The sequence below is a fragment of the Pantoea osteomyelitidis genome, assembly GCF_044342975.1.
Lineage (GTDB): Bacteria > Pseudomonadota > Gammaproteobacteria > Enterobacterales > Enterobacteriaceae > Pantoea > Pantoea osteomyelitidis.
In genome coordinates, this window is record NZ_JBGFSN010000004.1 from 1,399,274 (window position 1) to 1,414,961 (window position 15,688).

Annotated in this window: 20 protein-coding genes; 12 read left to right on the forward strand and 8 right to left on the reverse strand. The window is 54.7% G+C overall.

The window, feature by feature from the left end; genetic code table 11:
* The first annotated feature begins 50 nt into the window (after positions 1 to 50).
* Complete coding sequence (amyA, locus tag ABU178_RS11705; protein ID WP_397214965.1) at positions 51 to 1,532, forward strand: alpha-amylase; 1,482 nt, start codon at positions 51 to 53, stop codon at positions 1,530 to 1,532.
* Between the two features lie 48 nt (positions 1,533 to 1,580).
* On the opposite strand, the gene yedD is transcribed toward amyA, so the two are convergent.
* Complete coding sequence (yedD, locus tag ABU178_RS11710; RefSeq protein ID WP_397214967.1) at positions 1,581 to 2,051, reverse strand: lipoprotein YedD; 471 nt, start codon at positions 2,049 to 2,051, stop codon at positions 1,581 to 1,583.
* Positions 2,052 to 2,272: 221 nt separating this feature from the next.
* Between yedD and ABU178_RS11715 the strand changes: the two genes are divergently transcribed.
* Positions 2,273 to 2,596, forward strand: coding sequence for a DUF6388 family protein (locus ABU178_RS11715; RefSeq protein WP_397214969.1), 324 nt, complete (start codon positions 2,273 to 2,275; stop codon positions 2,594 to 2,596).
* 194 nt (positions 2,597 to 2,790) lie between these two features.
* Here the strand turns inward: ABU178_RS11715 and iraP are convergent, their stop codons facing one another.
* A complete protein-coding gene (iraP, locus tag ABU178_RS11720) occupies positions 2,791 to 3,081 on the reverse strand; it encodes an anti-adapter protein IraP (RefSeq protein WP_397214971.1) in 291 nt (96 codons plus the stop codon).
* A gap of 189 nt (positions 3,082 to 3,270) precedes the next feature.
* Here iraP and ABU178_RS11725 point away from each other — a divergent pair, with 189 nt between their 5' ends.
* Both ABU178_RS11725 and ABU178_RS11730 read left to right on the forward strand, forming a co-directional pair.
* A complete protein-coding gene (locus ABU178_RS11725) occupies positions 3,271 to 3,510 on the forward strand; it encodes a DinI-like family protein (protein WP_397214973.1) in 240 nt (79 codons plus the stop codon).
* A 411-nt stretch (positions 3,511 to 3,921) separates the two neighbouring features.
* On the forward strand, positions 3,922 to 4,251 hold the full coding sequence (locus tag ABU178_RS11730) for a hypothetical protein (RefSeq protein ID WP_397214974.1): 330 nt from the start codon (positions 3,922 to 3,924) through the stop codon (positions 4,249 to 4,251).
* A gap of 169 nt (positions 4,252 to 4,420) precedes the next feature.
* Here the strand turns inward: ABU178_RS11730 and ABU178_RS11735 are convergent, their stop codons facing one another.
* The 4 genes from ABU178_RS11735 to ABU178_RS11750 form a co-directional block, all read right to left on the reverse strand.
* Entirely contained in the window at positions 4,421 to 5,101 is a 681-nt protein-coding gene (locus ABU178_RS11735; protein ID WP_397214976.1) for an SOS response-associated peptidase family protein, read from the reverse strand.
* A 119-nt stretch (positions 5,102 to 5,220) separates the two neighbouring features.
* Positions 5,221 to 5,526, reverse strand: a complete 306-nt coding sequence (locus tag ABU178_RS11740) for a hypothetical protein (RefSeq protein WP_397214978.1) — start codon at positions 5,524 to 5,526, stop codon at positions 5,221 to 5,223.
* Positions 5,527 to 5,621: 95 nt separating this feature from the next.
* Positions 5,622 to 5,843: a hypothetical protein gene (locus tag ABU178_RS11745; RefSeq protein WP_397214980.1), complete on the reverse strand. Its 222-nt coding sequence runs from the start codon at positions 5,841 to 5,843 to the stop codon at positions 5,622 to 5,624.
* Between the two features lie 79 nt (positions 5,844 to 5,922).
* Positions 5,923 to 6,309 carry a hypothetical protein gene (locus ABU178_RS11750; RefSeq protein ID WP_397214982.1) on the reverse strand — a complete coding sequence of 129 codons (387 nt, stop codon included), beginning with the start codon at positions 6,307 to 6,309 and terminating at the stop codon, positions 5,923 to 5,925.
* 185 nt (positions 6,310 to 6,494) lie between these two features.
* Here ABU178_RS11750 and ABU178_RS11755 point away from each other — a divergent pair, with 185 nt between their 5' ends.
* On the forward strand, positions 6,495 to 7,145 hold the full coding sequence (locus tag ABU178_RS11755) for a helix-turn-helix domain-containing protein (protein WP_397214983.1): 651 nt from the start codon (positions 6,495 to 6,497) through the stop codon (positions 7,143 to 7,145).
* A 50-nt stretch (positions 7,146 to 7,195) separates the two neighbouring features.
* Here ABU178_RS11755 and ABU178_RS11760 read toward each other — a convergent pair whose 3' ends face one another.
* The gene (locus tag ABU178_RS11760) at positions 7,196 to 7,423 is read right to left on the reverse strand and encodes a hypothetical protein (protein WP_397214985.1); all 228 of its coding nucleotides are present in this window, start codon (positions 7,421 to 7,423) and stop codon (positions 7,196 to 7,198) included.
* A gap of 552 nt (positions 7,424 to 7,975) precedes the next feature.
* Positions 7,976 to 8,287, reverse strand: coding sequence for a flagellar hook-basal body complex protein FliE (fliE, locus tag ABU178_RS11765; protein WP_397214987.1), 312 nt, complete (start codon positions 8,285 to 8,287; stop codon positions 7,976 to 7,978).
* Positions 8,288 to 8,517: 230 nt separating this feature from the next.
* Between fliE and fliF the strand changes: the two genes are divergently transcribed.
* The 7 genes from fliF (at position 8,518) to fliL (ending at position 15,684) form a co-directional block, all read left to right on the forward strand.
* Complete coding sequence (gene fliF, locus ABU178_RS11770; RefSeq protein ID WP_397214989.1) at positions 8,518 to 10,245, forward strand: flagellar basal-body MS-ring/collar protein FliF; 1,728 nt, start codon at positions 8,518 to 8,520, stop codon at positions 10,243 to 10,245.
* Positions 10,242 to 11,234: a flagellar motor switch protein FliG gene (gene fliG, locus ABU178_RS11775; RefSeq protein ID WP_397214991.1), complete on the forward strand. Its 993-nt coding sequence runs from the start codon at positions 10,242 to 10,244 to the stop codon at positions 11,232 to 11,234. Before fliF ends, fliG begins: the two co-directional genes overlap by 4 nt.
* Complete coding sequence (fliH, locus tag ABU178_RS11780; RefSeq protein WP_397214993.1) at positions 11,227 to 11,922, forward strand: flagellar assembly protein FliH; 696 nt, start codon at positions 11,227 to 11,229, stop codon at positions 11,920 to 11,922. Before fliG ends, fliH begins: the two co-directional genes overlap by 8 nt.
* The gene (fliI, locus tag ABU178_RS11785; RefSeq protein WP_397214995.1) at positions 11,922 to 13,289 is read left to right on the forward strand and encodes a flagellar protein export ATPase FliI; all 1,368 of its coding nucleotides are present in this window, start codon (positions 11,922 to 11,924) and stop codon (positions 13,287 to 13,289) included. Before fliH ends, fliI begins: the two co-directional genes overlap by 1 nt.
* A 26-nt stretch (positions 13,290 to 13,315) precedes the next feature.
* Entirely contained in the window at positions 13,316 to 13,759 is a 444-nt protein-coding gene (gene fliJ / locus ABU178_RS11790) for a flagellar export protein FliJ (protein WP_397214997.1), read from the forward strand.
* Complete coding sequence (locus tag ABU178_RS11795; protein ID WP_397215000.1) at positions 13,756 to 15,069, forward strand: flagellar hook-length control protein FliK; 1,314 nt, start codon at positions 13,756 to 13,758, stop codon at positions 15,067 to 15,069. The genes fliJ and ABU178_RS11795 overlap by 4 nt, the downstream gene beginning before the upstream one ends.
* A gap of 129 nt (positions 15,070 to 15,198) precedes the next feature.
* Complete coding sequence (gene fliL / locus ABU178_RS11800) at positions 15,199 to 15,684, forward strand: flagellar basal body-associated protein FliL (protein WP_397215002.1); 486 nt, start codon at positions 15,199 to 15,201, stop codon at positions 15,682 to 15,684.
* Positions 15,685 to 15,688 lie beyond the last annotated feature (4 nt).

Below are 15,688 nucleotides of genomic sequence, written 5' to 3' on the forward strand. Positions count from 1 at the left end.
TGGCCTGTACTCCATACTTGTTTCAGTGAACGTAAAACGGAGCCTGAAACATGCAAAACCCCACGCTGTTGCAATATTTTCATTGGTACTACCCTGAAGGTGGAAAACTTTGGTCAGAAGTTGCAGATAAAGCGGCCTGGCTGAGCGAGATTGGCATTAGCATGGTGTGGTTGCCGCCCGCGTACAAAGGCTCTAATGGCGCGCAGTCGGTGGGTTATGAGGCCTACGATCTGTTCGATCTGGGTGAGTTTGACCAGAAAGGCAGCGTGGCAACGAAGTATGGGGATAAGCAACAGTTACTGGCGGCGATAGATACCTTGCGCAGCCATAACGTGGGCGTGCTGATGGATGTGGTGCTCAATCATAAAATGGGCGCCGACGCCAAAGAGAAGATCAAGGTCAACCGCGTTAATCCTGAAAACCGCGAAGAGATTGATGACGAAGTGGTGGAAGCGGAAGCCTGGACGCGCTTTACCTTTCCGGGACGCGGCGGAAAATACTCAAAGTTTGTCTGGGATTACAAATGTTTCAGCGGCGTTGACTGCATTGAAAATCCCGAGGAATACGGCGTGTTCAAGATCATCAATGATTACACCGTTGATGGCTGGAACGATCAGGTGGACGATGAGCTGGGCAATTTCGACTACCTGATGGGCGCGAATATTGATTTTCGCAACAACGCGGTAAGCGAAGAGCTGAAGTACTGGGCGCGCTGGATGATGGAACAGGTGCCTTGCACCGGCTTCCGTCTCGATGCGGTGAAACATATTCCGGCCTGGTTTTACAAAGACTGGATCGATCATATTCAGGCGGCGGCCGAGCAGCCGATGTTTATCGTGGCGGAATATTGGGCCTATGAGGTCGATAAACTGATGCTTTATGAACATCAGGTCGAAGGCAAAACCATGCTGTTTGACGCGCCGATGCAGATGAATTTTCATCACGCCTCACGCGAAGGACGCGAATACGATCTCAGCCAGATTTTTGAGGGCACGCTGGTCGCCGCCGATCCCTGGCATGCTGTGACCATTGTCGCCAACCACGATACGCAACCGCTACAGTCGCTGGAAGCGCCGGTAGAACCCTGGTTTAAACCGCTCGCTTATGCGCTGATCCTGCTGCGTGAACAAGGCGTGCCCACGGTGTTCTATCCGGACCTGTTCGGTGCCACCTATGAAGATACCGGCCACGATGGCGAAACCTATCAGATTGAGATGCCTGCGATCCCCGAGCTGGAAGCACTGATCCGGGCGCGTCAGATCTACGCCTTTGGCGTGCAGACCGACTATTTCGACCATGCAAACTGCATCGCCTTCAGCCGCAGCGGCACCGATGAACATCCGGGCTGCGTGGTAGTTATGTCGAACGGGGATGACGGTGAAAAACAGGTAGAGATGGGTGAAGGCTTCGCCGGTAAAAGCTGGCGCGACCACTTAGGTAACAGGGAAGATATTATCACCTGTGATGAGAACGGCAGCGGGCTGTTTCACTGCAATGCGGGCAGCGTCAGCGTTTGGGTGCTGGCGGAATAAAATATCGGCCTGGCCCCTTCTCGTCTGTGGGAAAGGGCCAGGAAATGATTATTGCGCGCTGGCGGCGTTGCTCGTCGCGGGTCGCATAATCTCCGGCTCGATATTCTGGATCACGCTGGCGTCAGACTGCTTTGCCACCTCAGCCAGCGCCTTCTGACACTCCAGCGTTGGATTGTCGACTTTGCGCAGCACCAAATCGTCATAATGCAGCTCGCCATTCTTTAGCACCAGCGGCATCACGCGCAGCTGTCGGGTGACGTTAACATAATCGTCGTTCAGACGCGTCAGCTTGCCCGGCTTGGCAATGACACGTTGCCACTGGCGACAATCCAGCGTATCGCCTTGAGCACCGATGATCAGCGAACCGATGGCGCGATCGTTGATTAAGCCACTCGCTTCCACGGTCTGCCAGTTGCCTTTCAGTTGAGCGGGCGCCGGCGTTTTCACCACACCATCATAGTCATTGATTTGCGCACAACCGCCTAATGCCAGTGCCGCAACGACAATCCACTTTTTCATGCTGTATCCCTGTCCTCTGTTCAATGGCGGCTACGTTATAATTTTTCCCTGGGGTTGCGCAAGGCATTGGCTTATACAGGCGGGCATGCGCGTGATTTTTCCTCTGCCGGCGTGCAAAGCGCGTTTTATTCAATACGCTAAAGCCAGGAAAAGTCTGTGTGCCTGACAAGCTTCTTTCCAGAGGTTACACTTGCGCAGTGAATAAAACGCAGGAAAAGCGCATGAAAACCCCAGAAGAGTATTACGCCCGCGCGCGTGAAATGTTTTTAACCGCCCATCCCGATTTTCAGGCCGCGCTCAATGAACTCAGCGAGGCGGAGGCGCGTGAAGCAGGTATGTCGCTGACGGCATTGAAAAATTTGCATGCCGAGCGCATCTACGCTGCCTTTTTACGTCAGAAGAAGCTCGACGGTATACTGTTTTCCATTCAGCTCGCCGAGCCGGATAAGGCCGTGGCGGCAGATGCTATCGAAGCCTATCTCAAATCCCATGCAGAAGCGTTAGGGATGAGCTGGGAAGAGTTTTGCCGCAAAAACGAGCTGTAAAAGGCGCTGGCGTAAAATTGCATTATTTATACACCTCCAACCAGACGCCCTTTGCCAGTATAAAGTTGTACAAGCTGTGCAATGTCGTATAAGTTTACTCCACGACTCAGGTCGTAGATTGTCCTTGAACGAATAGTGCTTGTGCACAACCTCTGGAGGTGTCGCTGGATTTCCACCTCCAGAGGTTCATTTTTTTACCCCGCCTGCTCCGCTTTAACCTCTACAAAACGCGCGACAGCCAATAAACGATTAACGTGCGTCAGCAACAAATCCACATCGGTCTGCAAAAATTCCGCCGAGGAGCGTGACGCCGTTACGATAGCTTCCTGTACCGTTTCTGTGATTGTCAGTGAATTCTCTGATTTCGCCTGAATCAGCAAGGCCGCAACAAGCAACGATTGCGCTTCCACCTGCGCGGTTAACTCCTTCGCCTCTACATCCATCGTTGCCATTTTCATTAACATATCAATGACCAACTGTTTCATGTCTGTGCTCCTGAGCGTTCCACCTGGTCACTATCCGCTGTTTAAAGCCTGATTAAACAACAATGCGACGAGTTTGCGAAATGCGCCGTAAAAATAAATTATTCCTCTGGCAGAGGGGTTCCGCTCTTGATACTGTTTGGATTTACAGTATTATTGCGCAGTTTAGTGTTAGCCTAATGGAACCCTCAAATGTTTGTTGAACTGATTTACGACAAGCGCAACGTTGCCGGTCTGCCCGGCGCCCGCGAGATGATTTTGCAGGAACTGGAGAAGCGTGTACATCGGGTTTTCCCTGAGCTGGAAGTCAAGGTGAAACCCATGGAACGTAACGCCATTGAAACCGATATGAGCAAGAATGATAAAGCGACGCTGGCGCGTATTATTGAAGAGATGTTTGACGAAGCGGAGATGTGGCTGGTAGCAGACTAAGCCCGTCACCTCAGCGATAAAATGCGCTGCTGATGGCCGCAACAGAGGCGATTCCGCTACCCCGAATCGCCATTGTCACGGCTTCGCCGTTCACACTCTGCGACTTATTGATCCTTAAGGTTAAATATCACAGAACCTAATAAAGGTTTTCTTTAATTCAGAATGCATGACTGAATTTATAAAGAATTATCCCGCCGATATGCTATTAGCTCAGCCGGAAATTTTACTGCTTTAATCATCCGCTTCACTCTACTTTTCGTGCAGAAAATAAAGCGCATCCGTAAATCAAATAACAGCAGTGAAAGAATATATTTACGCCTTTATCTACAGGAAAGCACGTTACAACTAAAATTATTATCATCCTGACCGATAATCAAAAGCGATAGTGATAAGATAAAAGGAGAAACCTGTATGTATGTAAGGCTGAAAAAAAAGAAGATTTTTTTTCTGAAAACGATTTTCCCTGCTGTTTTCTTTTCTGCGTTATCGCTGCCGATGACCGCCGCTGCAGATACCGGGACGGTGCATTTTCAGGGGAAGATCGTTGAGGATGGCTGTGAAACCAGCGGTGCCGACACGGCTCCCCGTATACGCTGTTACCGTCAGGGTAAATGGCTGTCGCAGCCAATAATGATGAAAGCAGATACTCAAGGTTATCTGCCAGGTAACATCGGCACCACGCAACTACGCTGGATAGATAAAGATAAAAAATTAGCGATTATGACTATTAGCTATCGCTGATTACGTCCCGCTGACTCGCCTTTTGTCGCTTCGCATTTTTTTCACCTCTGTTCAGACTGGCAGAAAGTGACTGATGGATAACTGAAAGTTGATATTTGCAACTGAAGGCATTTATTTATCAAAGCGATAAAGTCAGATTAAATCAAACCCGATGCGTTATTTTTTTATTTTATACAATCGGGTTGTCAATTTCCTCAATCAGATCTTTACTCTGATTTTTAACGCTGCCTACTTTTATCGTGACCGGATGCCAGATAAATTCATCTTCTTTTACCGCCCCGTCATGCGCTATCTCCGCAGCACGCGTTGGTGAGGTTTCCTCACTCATCCACGCCAATGCCGCTTCGGCAGTCAGCACTAATGGCCGCCGGTCATGAATATCCACCATTCCCTTATCACTGGCGGCGGTGACAATCACAAATCCCTCTTTCTCATGCGGTCGGTCGTAAGGCGCTTTACCAATGGCGGCAAAATAGAGCGGCGCGTCGTTGCCGGCATGGATAAAATAAGGTTGTTTTTTATCTGCCGCCCGTTTCCATTCAAACCAGCCGTCTGCCGGGACGATAGCCCGCCCGTGGTTCCAGAGGGGTTTAAACATACGTCCGCTAGCCGCCGTTTCGCTGCGCGCATTGATCAGCGGCGCTTTATCCCACCATTCAGGCGCATAGCCCCATAAAACAGGATCCAGATGCAAGCTGCCGTCTCGCTGGTTAAGCAACAGCACCTTAGTGCCCGGCGCCACGTTAAAGCGCTCGATGGGCATGGGATCGTAAGGGATATCGTTATCTTCTCCCTTGAGAGGGTTCAGATAAGCTTCCCGTGGCTGATACTGAGCAAATCGTCCGCACATATGTTCCTCCTTTTTTCAAGCATAGCGCGCATAGTGGAAAGCTGCTGTGCCCTGCTCTGCGGCTGAAGGAATAATGGTCCTCCCTGACCAGATGCATGTTGTAACCAATCTCATGGCATTTACAGGTACTTCTGAGCCAATACTTTCAGTTCCGCTTTCGCGGCATTGCCCAACAGCGCAACTCCCTGCTCAACGAAACTAAACGCCCGGTCAAAGTCTTCAACCCCTTTCTTAATCTCCGCCGTCAGGCTGGAAACGTCAGGCTCTGATACCTGAGCCGTGGAAGCCTGCTCGCTGGCCGTAGCCGTGCTTTCCGTTGCCGGGGCAATCACGTCTGTGGCCGCGCTCTGGCCGCTCGTCGCTTCAGGGTTAACCGCTGTGGTATCGTCAGCAGGATTTTGTGTCGCTGCGGTGATGTCAGTCATGGTGTACTCCTTGGTTTTTGGCTTAAAGAGGAAGCTCCGAAGAGCATTCCGGACTCGTTGGAAAATCGTTATTTGCTGTTGAGGCACGGGCTGGATCATGGCGTTTCCTCCCCTCTTACCGCCTCCTTCACCTTATCCGCCGTCTTGTTGGCGGTGCGGTCCGGCAGCGCATCCAGTTTCTTTTGTAGCTCAGAAACCTGGTTGGCCAGCGCATCAACTTTGGCCTCGCGCCGGTCTGCCACGAAGCTGTATTCCTGCCGGATGCTGGCAATCCTTCTGTTCGCCTCATTACTCACGTAGAGAAAAATAATCGTCATCACGATGCAGAGCAGCGAGCAGATGAGAAACAAACATCCCAGGATAAGGCTCCGCTTGTAACTTTGGGGTCGGGCTTCGTTACTGGTTAATATCATGGCTGCTGTCCTCCAGAGTTTTGATCAGCCGGTCTACTTCGTTTCTGAACTTATCGTCCTTGTCTACTTCGGTCACCGCCAGAAGGATGGTGACCGAGCTTTTAATCAGACGCAGATCCGTCTCCAGGGTAGAGATGCGGCGCAGATTTCTGTCGTGCCGTCCCCGAAGCTCATCGTTTTCCTTTCTGAGCAAACCGTTGCTCTCTTTCAACAACACAACCTGCTCTTTGTAACTGGTAATAATTTCGCCGCCAGCTCTGTTATTGGTGACGAAGGAGGCGATGCCTGCTAACAGCGGTCTCCAGAAAAGCGCGGCGGCACTTCCCCCCAGCAGCAACGCGCCGACGCTGGTTATTAAGCTATTCTCCATGCCACACCCCTTAAATTCGGCGAAACAGCGTGAATGAACTCTCCTCCCTCGCCTCTTCCTCATGGTTGTGGGCATCAGGGAAGGAGGATGAAACAGGCAAATACTCGCGCCGGTTAAAAATAAAGATTGCTTAAATTATTAGACTAAAGGAAACTTAAGTCAAGCCAATTTAAGATAACTTAACTATGAATAAAGAATCCGCAGGCGATCGCATCAGGGCGAGACGCAAAGAACTGAAGTTAACCCAGAAGGCGCTGGCCGCGAAGGTGGGCGTTTCCCATGTTGCCGTCTCACAGTGGGAAAAAGATGAGACCGTACCGAGAGGGGAAAATCTGCTTCGCGTTTCCGAAGCGTTAGGCTGTGCGCCTGCCTGGATCGTGGATGGCGAAGGAGAGATATTTAACTTTGCTTCACCGCCCGCTAACTTTTGCTCGGTGCCGGTGATTCCGTATGCCCAGGCAGCACACTGGACTGCGGACTATCTGCTGCGCTACCCCGAACATGATGTCGAATTTGTTCAGAGCAATATGGATCTTTCGGCTTCGGCCTTCGCGCTTGTGCTTCAGGGCAGCGCTATGGCGCCGGAATTCTATCAGGGCGATTGCGTTATCATCGAACCCGCTATCTTCCCGCTTCCCGGCGACTTTGTGGCGGCAAAAAATGGCGACGAGGCAGTATTTATGAAATACCGTCCGCGTGGCGTCATCAACGGTGAAAACCTGTTTGAACTGGTGCCGTTAAACGAGGATTATCCTGTGTTGCGGTCTCATCAGTGCCCGCTGCATATCATTGGCACGATGGTTGAGCATCGCCGCTATCGCAGACGAGATGCCTGAAAGCGTCAATAAAAAAGGTCGCTCCGGCGACCTTTTTTATTGACTCACTGTTACTCACCGGAAAGCGTATCCTGGAAGTTTTCTGCAAACGGAACGCCAGATGCTTTCAGCCGGACCAGCTTCTGCGTGATGTCGTTTTTTACCGTATCATCACCCGCCTGCCAGTAAGGCTTCACGGCACTCATTATCTTATCCGCCGTGGATGCGCCGTATCCTGTTGCCTCATCGCCATCCATTATTTCATGAATTTTTTCGTTCATTTCTCGTAAGTCGACCATATCTTCCTCCTTCACGAAACGGTAACTAAGTATAGTCAGGAGAGGATAAGCAGGTATGGCAATAAAAAACCGCCCGAACAGAGGCGGTTAACATGGCGATGGCAGCAAAGCGTGCCGGAGTGGTTAATTTAAAGTTTTATAAGATACTTTCTGGGATCATTAAAGCATTCCGGGCATGGAACGGCGCCAGGATGCCTTAACCGCGACACCTGGACAGCGTCACGCTCGTGATAAAAGCTTCCTAAAAACTCTCGCCTCTTGCTGGCGGGCAGAGTTGCGCACTCTTCCGAATGAATACGAAAACCAGCATGGCTGCGCGATAATTTCGCAATGTAATAATATTTTGGCATTTTTTATCCCCACTTTTATTTTTTGTCAGATAAAAGTAGCTATAAAAAAATGCCTGGTACTCATTTCTTAGCTATTTTAGCGATAAATTTTTTCTGTTGACGAGCAGTGTACGAAAGACGGCCAGATTGAAACGCAGAGGATTGATCAGGCGCGCTTGCCAGCGCGCCTGATAATAAATAATTGATTCAATAACTTAAATGGCTACACCTGCATATTCATCACATCCTGGTACGCCGATACCAGCTTATTACGTACCTGAACCCCCATCTGCATGGAGATCGATGACTTCTGCAGATCGACCATCACGTCGTTCAGCGAAACGCCCGGTTTGCCCAGCTCGAAATCCTGCGCCTGGGTACGTGCGCTAGTCTGGGTTTCACTGATTTTGTCCAGCGCCGACTTCATGGTTGCCGCGAAATCGACGTGGTTAGTGGCTTCACTGGATTTGTTGCTCGCCTGCAGTGAGCCCAGCTGAAGTTGCTGCAGAACGCTATCAATCGCCTGAATGGCCATGCCCTACCTCATAAAAATGGTGTGATTTTTCCTACGTTCGGAAAGTTAGCACACTGTCAATAAGACAAAGGCTTTAAATGACCGCAAAAAGGTGGGCTTTTTCAGCCATCGAATTTCCTGTTTCATCAAATAATGCCATGCATTGGAGTGGAACTTAATTCACGCAGTATCAGGGAGTCAGTTTTGTCACCACAACAAACACGGTTAATTTTGTCAGGCAGGAATCGGTCATGAATGCGAGTGCAGCAGCCACACAGGATTCAGCAAAGAAAGGCTTTAGTGACCTTCTCACCCGCCTGCGCGCTAATCCGCGTATTCCTCTTATTGTAGGAGCAGCGGCGGCGATCGCGATTGTTCTTGCCCTTGTGCTTTGGGCAAAAGCTCCCGACTACAGCGTCCTTTATAGCAATCTGTCCGACGAGGACGGCGGCGCTATCGTCACTCAGCTTACCCAGATGAATGTTCCTTATCGTTTCGAGGAGAACGGCGGCGCGCTGATGGTGCCGGCGGAAAAGGTGCATGAGCTGCGCCTGCGTCTGGCGCAGCAGGGTCTGCCGAAAGGCGGATCGGTGGGCTTTGAACTGCTCGATAAAGAGAAGTTCGGCATCAGCCAGTTCAGCGAGCAGGTGAACTATCAGCGCGCGCTGGAAGGCGAACTGGCGCGCACCATCGAAACGCTCGGCCCGGTGAAGAGCGCACGCATCCATCTGGCGATGCCGAAGCCGACGCTGTTTGTGCGCGAGCAGAAAGCGCCGTCAGCCTCGGTCACCCTGACGCTGCAGCCGGGACGCGCCATGGACGAAGGGCAGATCAACGCCATCGTGCACATGGTTTCCAGCAGCGTTCCTGGCCTGCCGCCGGGCAACGTCACGGTTGTCGATCAGGCTGGTCGTCTGCTGACCCACTCCGATGCTGATGGCCGCAATCTCAACGACACGCAGCTGAAATATACCGGCGATGTGGAAAACCGTTACCAGCAGCGTATCGAAGCAATCCTGAATCCCATTGTGGGCCAGGGGAATGTGCATGCGCAGGTTACCGCGCAGATCAACTTCGACACCAGCGAGCAAACCGATGAGCAGTATAAACCCAACGGCAGCCCTGATAACTCGGCTATCCGCTCGCGTCAGACCAGCACCAACGATCAGTCCGGCAGTCCTTACCCTGGCGGTGTACCGGGCGCGCTGACTAACCAGCCAGCGCCAGCGAATACCGCGCCGGTGAATGCGCCGAACGCCAACAATGCGAACGGACAGAACAACGCTAACGGACAGAACAACGCCAACGGCCAGAATAACGGCAGCACCGCCAGCACCGCACGCAGCGCCGGGCCGACCAGCTCGCGTCGTGATGACACGGTGAACTACGAACTGGACCGCACCATTCGTCATACCAAGATGAATGTGGGTGACGTACAACGTCTCTCGGTCGCAGTGGTAGTGAACTACCGTGCGGATGATAAAGGCAAAGCCGTTGCCCTGACCGATCAGCAGATCAAACAGATTGAAAACCTGACGCGCGAAGCGATCGGCTACTCACAGACGCGTGGCGATACCATTAACGTCGTGAACTCGCCGTTCAACGAGGTGGAGAACAGCGTTGCTGACCTGCCCTTCTGGAAGCAGCAGGCCTTCTTTGATCAGCTAATGAACGGTGGACGCTGGCTGCTGATCGCGCTGGTTGCCTTCATCCTCTACCGTAAGCTGGTGCGTCCGCATCTGGTACGTAAGCAGGAGGCGGAGAAAGCCGCAGCCGAAGCTGCCGCCCTGGCTGCCGAGAAGCAGGAAAATGATGAAGCCTTCAACGTTCAGCTCAGCAAAGACGAGCTGGATCAGGAGCGCAAATCTCAGACCCGCGTAAGCGCCGAAGTGATGAGCCAGCGTATCCGCGAAATGTCTGAAAACGATCCGCGCGTCGTCGCGCTGGTTATCCGCGAATGGATGAGTAACGAACTATGAGTCTGACCGGTACTGAAAAAAGCGCCATCCTGATGATGACCATTGGCGAAGAGCGTGCGGCGGAGGTGTTCAAACACCTCAACCAGCGTGAGGTGCAGCACCTCAGCGCGGCGATGGCCAACATGAAGCAGGTTTCGCACAAGCAGCTCACCGAAGTGCTGCGCCAGTTTGAAATGGACGCCGAGCAGTTTGCCGCGCTGAGCCTCAACTCCAACGACTATCTGCGTTCGGTGTTGGTCAAGGCGCTGGGCGAAGAGCGCGCCTCCAGCCTGCTGGAAGATATTCTGGATACGCGCGAAACCACCAGCGGCATGGAAACGCTCAACTTTATGGAGCCGCAGTCGGCAGCGGATCTTATTCGCGACGAGCATCCGCAGATTATCGCCACCATCCTCGTGCACCTGAAGCGTGGCCAGGCGGCGGACATTCTCGCCCTGTTCGACGAGCGTCTGCGTCACGATGTGATGCTGCGTATCGCCACCTTCGGCGGCGTCCAGCCGGCGGCGCTGGCGGAGCTGACCGAAGTGCTCAACGGCCTGCTGGATGGTCAGAACCTCAAGCGTGCGAAGATGGGCGGCGTAAGAACCGCGGCAGAGATCATCAACCTGATGAAAACACAGCAGGAAGAAGCGGTTATCGAAGCGGTACGCAGCTTCGACGGCGACCTGGCGCAGAAGATCATCGACGAGATGTTCCTGTTCGAAAACCTGGTGGAAGTGGACGACCGCAGCATCCAGCGCCTGTTGCAGGAAGTGGAGTCCGAGCAGTTGCTGGTCGCCCTGAAAGGCGCCGAGCAGCCGCTGCGCGAGAAGTTCCTCAAGAACATGTCTGCGCGTGCCGCCGATATCCTGCGCGACGATCTGGCCAACCGTGGCCCGGTGCGCATGTCGGCAGTGGAGAACGAACAGAAAGCTATCCTGTTGATTGTCCGTCGTCTGGCGGAATCGGGCGAGATGGTGATTGGCGGCGGCGAGGAAACCTATGTCTGATGCCTTTTCCGCCCGTCCGTGGCAGCGCTGGCAGCCTGACGATCTGGGCCGCCTGAACGCGCCGGAAGAGTTTGAGCCGCTGCCGGAAACCGATGCGATTTATGACGCGGTGGATGAACAGCAACAGCAGCTGGAGCAGCTGCAACTGCAGGCGCGTAAAGAGGCGCAGGGTCAGGGTTATAACGAAGGTTTCCAGAAAGGCTCTGCCGAAGGCCAGAAAGCGGGTTATGACGCTGGCTTTCAGCAGGGACTGGCGGAAGCTCAGCAGCAGCAGGCGCCGCTCCAGGCGCGCATGCAGCAGCTGGTGACCGAGTTCCAGCATACGCTTGAAGCCCTCGACAGCGTGATCGCCTCACGCCTGATGCAGCTGGCGCTGGAAGCAGCGCGTCAGGTTATCGGCCAGGCGACCACCGTCGACGGCAGCGCGCTGCTGCGCCAGATTCAGCAGCTGCTGCAACAGGAGCCGATGTTTAACGGCAAGCCGCAGCTGCGCGTCCACCCGGACGATCTGCAGCGCATCGAACAAACCCTCGGCCCGACGCTGGATCTGCACGGCTGGCGTCTGCTGGCGGACAGCACGCTGCACCCTGGCGGCTGTAAGCTCAGCGCCGAAGATGGCGATCTCGACGCCAGCGTGGCGACGCGCTGGCAGGAGCTGTGCCGCCTCGCCGCACCGGGAGAATTTTAATGACCACGACCTCTCGTCTTTCACGCTGGCTCGGCGCGCTCGACGCCTTTGAAAATCGCATTTCGCAAGTGCAGCCGGTACGCCGCTACGGCCGCCTGGTGCGCGCTACGGGTCTGGTGCTGGAAGCCACCGGCCTGCAGCTGCCGCTCGGCGCCACCTGCGTGATTGAACGTAACGATGGCAAAAGCATCACCGAAGTGGAAAGCGAAGTGGTGGGCTTTAACGGTCAGAAGCTGTTTCTGATGCCGCTGGAAGAGGTAGACGGCATTTTGCCTGGCGCGCGCGTCTATGCCCGTCTCTCCGGCGACAATCCCCAGAGCGGCAAACAGCTGCTGCTGGGTCCGCAGCTGCTGGGTCGCGTGCTGGACGGCAGCGGCCGCCCGCTTGACGGTCTGCCCTCGCCCGATACCGGCTACCGCGCGCCGCTGATCACCCCGCCGTTTAACCCGTTGCAGCGTACGCCGATTACCGACGTGCTCGATACCGGCGTGCGCGCCATCAACGCCCTGCTCACCGTGGGACGCGGTCAGCGTATGGGACTGTTTGCCGGTTCCGGCGTGGGTAAGAGCGTGCTGCTCGGCATGATGGCGCGCTACACCCAGGCGGACGTGATCGTGGTCGGCCTGATTGGCGAGCGTGGTCGTGAAGTAAAAGACTTTATTGAAAACATTCTCGGCGCTGAAGGCCGCGCGCGTTCGGTGGTGATCGCCGCACCGGCAGATGTCTCTCCGCTGCTGCGTATGCAGGGCGCCGCCTACGCCACGCGCATCGCCGAAGATTTTCGCGACCGCGGCCAGCATGTTCTGTTGATCATGGACTCCCTGACCCGCTACGCCATGGCGCAGCGCGAAATCGCACTGGCGATCGGCGAGCCGCCCGCCACCAAAGGCTATCCGCCTTCGGTGTTCGCCAAACTGCCGGCGCTGGTGGAGCGCGCCGGAAACGGCATCGACGGCGGCGGTTCGATTACCGCTTTCTATACCGTGCTGACCGAAGGGGATGACCAGCAGGATCCGATTGCCGACTCGGCACGCGCCATCCTCGACGGCCACATCGTGCTGTCGCGCCGTCTGGCGGAAGCGGGCCACTACCCGGCGATCGATATCGAAGCCTCTATCAGTCGTGTGATGACCCATCTGATTGATGAAAACCAGTACGCGCGTGTGCGCCAGTTCAAGCAGCTGCTCTCCAGCTTTCAGCGTAACCGCGATCTGGTGAGCGTCGGCGCCTATGCCGCCGGCAGCGATCCGATGCTGGATAAAGCGATTAAGCTCTATCCGCAGATGGAAGCGTTCCTGCAACAGGGCATTTTTGAACGCAGCGATTATGACAATGCCTGTCTGCATCTGCAGGCGATGTTCGGCTGACCCTGGCCGAGTGCGAGGTTAAGGCAATGAAAACAGCAAGCGCCATTGATACGTTACGCGATCTCGCGGAGAAGGATCTGGAAAAAGCCGTGATCCATCTCGGCGACATGCGGCGCGGCGTGCAGCAGGCCGATGAGCAACTTAACATGTTGCTCAACTATCAGGACGAATATCGCCACAAGCTCAACGAAGATATGTCTGGCGGTATCGCCAGCACCCGCTGGACCAACTATCACCAGTTTATTCTGACGCTGGAAAAAGCGATCGAACAACACCGCCAGCAGCTGCTGCAATGGAATAAGCGACTGGATCAGGCGCTGACCCACTGGCGTGAAAAACAGCAGCGGCTGAACGCCTATCAGACCCTGATTACGCGCGCGGCGGAAAACGCACTACGACAAGAAAACCGTCTCGATCAGAAACGGATGGATGAATTTGCCCAACGGGCCGCATTGAGGAAAGGCGAATGATTACGCTGCCAAACATAGCCACCAGCACCAGCGCTACCACCAGGGTCAGCGGCAAAGCCGACACGCTTGCCAGCGCCGCCGACGCAGACGTTGCTGCAAACGCAGCACCCGGCGATCTGCTGCAGAGCGTCACCGAGCTGCCGCAGGATTTTCTCACCTCCCTCGGCAATCGCCTGCTCACGCTGGCGAAACAGCAAGGCAGCGCGGCGCAAACTGCCGGCAAAACAACGGAAAGCGATGCGAAAAACAGCCCGAAGCAAGACCTGAACGCGCTGCTGGCGGCGCTGGATAAGCCCGATGCGCTGAGCGCGCTGTTACAGCCGGAAAATATTAAAGCCGCAGCGAAATCCGCCGATGATAAAGATAAATCAGATACGACAACGCTGAGCAGCACGGACCAGCAGAATTTACAGGCGCTGTTTGCTATGTTACCCGCAACAGTCGCGCCGACAGTGACGCCGACCCGCGCCGCTGATGCCGCCACGGAAAGTCTGACTGATAAAACGGACGCGAAGCGCCAGCCGCTCTCTGCACTGGATCTGCTCGCCAAACAGAGCACCGCCAAACAGAGCGATGCTGCGGTGAGCGGAAAAGATGCGCAGGCAGGCAGCGCGGCGTTAGCCAGCGACAGTACGCAGAGCGGCGCAGCAGCAGCACAGAACAACACCGCGGCGTTGACGCTGGACAGCAGCTTCCAGCAGGTTATCGGCAGCCTCGGCAAGCAGGATGATAAAAGCGCCGCGGTCAGCGCGCAGCCAGACAGCAGTACGCTGATGACCAGCGCGCCGCTGAGCAGCGCCAGTTTCGTGAACGCGCCAGCCACGGCGTCGGCCAGCGCCAGCACGCCCTCTACCCCGATGCTGAATGCGCAGCTCGGCAGCTCAGAGTGGCAGCAGGCGTTAAGCCAGCAGATCGTGATGTTTACGCGCAACGGTCAGCAGAACGCCGAGCTGCGTCTGCATCCGGAAGACCTGGGCGCTATCCAGATTAGCCTGAAGCTGGATAACGATCAGGCGCAGTTAAATATGGTTTCCAGCCACAGCCATGTCAGGGCGGCGCTGGAAGCGGCTCTGCCGCAGCTGCGCAGCGCGCTGGCGGAGAGCGGAATCAACCTGGGACAGAGCAACGTCAGCAGCGACGCCTTTGCGCAGGGCCAGGGGTATCAGGGCCAGCAACAGGCGCGACGCGACGGCCAGCAAGACAGCTTCTCTCTCTCCCAGGAGAACGACAATGACATCACGCCAATTGCCGTCCCTTCAGCCCTCCAGGCGCGCGTGAACGGCACTGGCGGAGTCGACATCTTTGCCTGACAGCGACAAACGCTGAAGGTAAGCGTAAAACCCGCGTCTTTTCTTCCCATTGTTTGACTTAAGACGCGGGATAATCTGTCCAGGCAAGTCGAGAGGCTTGCCATTAATTCACAGGAAGTTACTGCAAACATGTCTGATAACGCGAAAGCAAAAGGCCGCAAACGTTCAATCTTAATTCCGGTGTTACTGATAGTAACGCTGGCCGCTTGCAGCGTGGCAGGCTATGCAGTGTGGCGAATGATGAATAAACACGGGGGCGACAAGTCGGAAGCGGCAAAAGTAGAACCACCTGCCGCACCCGTATTTTTTGCACTGGATACATTTACGGTTAACCTGGTCAATCCCGATAACGATCCCGACCGTGTGCTGTACGTAGGCTTTACCCTGCGTCTGCCCAACGACGAGACACGTACCCGGCTGAGCGACTATCTGCCTGAGGTGCGCAGCCGTCTGCTGCTGCTGCTCTCCCGCCAGAACGCTGCGGCGCTGGCTTCAGAGCAAGGCAAGCAGGACCTGATTGCGCAGATCAAACAGGTGCTGGCCCCTCCGCTGGTTAAAGGTCAACCGCCGCAGGTAGTAAACGACGTGCTGTTTACCGCCTTCATTTTGAGGTGAATTG

Excerpts from the sequence above, each read along its gene's own strand:
- amyA (WP_397214965.1), top strand. The coding sequence starts at position 51 with ATGCAAAACCCCACGCTGTTGCAATATTTTCATTGGTACTACCCTGAA.
- yedD (WP_397214967.1), bottom strand. The coding sequence starts at position 2,051 with ATGAAAAAGTGGATTGTCGTTGCGGCACTGGCATTAGGCGGTTGTGCG.
- ABU178_RS11715 (WP_397214969.1), top strand. The coding sequence starts at position 2,273 with ATGAAAACCCCAGAAGAGTATTACGCCCGCGCGCGTGAAATGTTTTTA.
- iraP (WP_397214971.1), bottom strand. The coding sequence starts at position 3,081 with ATGAAACAGTTGGTCATTGATATGTTAATGAAAATGGCAACGATGGAT.
- ABU178_RS11725 (WP_397214973.1), top strand. The coding sequence starts at position 3,271 with ATGTTTGTTGAACTGATTTACGACAAGCGCAACGTTGCCGGTCTGCCC.
- ABU178_RS11730 (WP_397214974.1), top strand. The coding sequence starts at position 3,922 with ATGTATGTAAGGCTGAAAAAAAAGAAGATTTTTTTTCTGAAAACGATT.
- ABU178_RS11735 (WP_397214976.1), bottom strand. The coding sequence starts at position 5,101 with ATGTGCGGACGATTTGCTCAGTATCAGCCACGGGAAGCTTATCTGAAC.
- ABU178_RS11740 (WP_397214978.1), bottom strand. The coding sequence starts at position 5,526 with ATGACTGACATCACCGCAGCGACACAAAATCCTGCTGACGATACCACA.
- ABU178_RS11745 (WP_397214980.1), bottom strand. The coding sequence starts at position 5,843 with ATGACGATTATTTTTCTCTACGTGAGTAATGAGGCGAACAGAAGGATT.
- ABU178_RS11750 (WP_397214982.1), bottom strand. The coding sequence starts at position 6,309 with ATGGAGAATAGCTTAATAACCAGCGTCGGCGCGTTGCTGCTGGGGGGA.
- ABU178_RS11755 (WP_397214983.1), top strand. The coding sequence starts at position 6,495 with ATGAATAAAGAATCCGCAGGCGATCGCATCAGGGCGAGACGCAAAGAA.
- ABU178_RS11760 (WP_397214985.1), bottom strand. The coding sequence starts at position 7,423 with ATGGTCGACTTACGAGAAATGAACGAAAAAATTCATGAAATAATGGAT.
- fliE (WP_397214987.1), bottom strand. The coding sequence starts at position 8,287 with ATGGCCATTCAGGCGATTGATAGCGTTCTGCAGCAACTTCAGCTGGGC.
- fliF (WP_397214989.1), top strand. The coding sequence starts at position 8,518 with ATGAATGCGAGTGCAGCAGCCACACAGGATTCAGCAAAGAAAGGCTTT.
- fliG (WP_397214991.1), top strand. The coding sequence starts at position 10,242 with ATGAGTCTGACCGGTACTGAAAAAAGCGCCATCCTGATGATGACCATT.
- fliH (WP_397214993.1), top strand. The coding sequence starts at position 11,227 with ATGTCTGATGCCTTTTCCGCCCGTCCGTGGCAGCGCTGGCAGCCTGAC.
- fliI (WP_397214995.1), top strand. The coding sequence starts at position 11,922 with ATGACCACGACCTCTCGTCTTTCACGCTGGCTCGGCGCGCTCGACGCC.
- fliJ (WP_397214997.1), top strand. The coding sequence starts at position 13,316 with ATGAAAACAGCAAGCGCCATTGATACGTTACGCGATCTCGCGGAGAAG.
- ABU178_RS11795 (WP_397215000.1), top strand. The coding sequence starts at position 13,756 with ATGATTACGCTGCCAAACATAGCCACCAGCACCAGCGCTACCACCAGG.
- fliL (WP_397215002.1), top strand. The coding sequence starts at position 15,199 with ATGTCTGATAACGCGAAAGCAAAAGGCCGCAAACGTTCAATCTTAATT.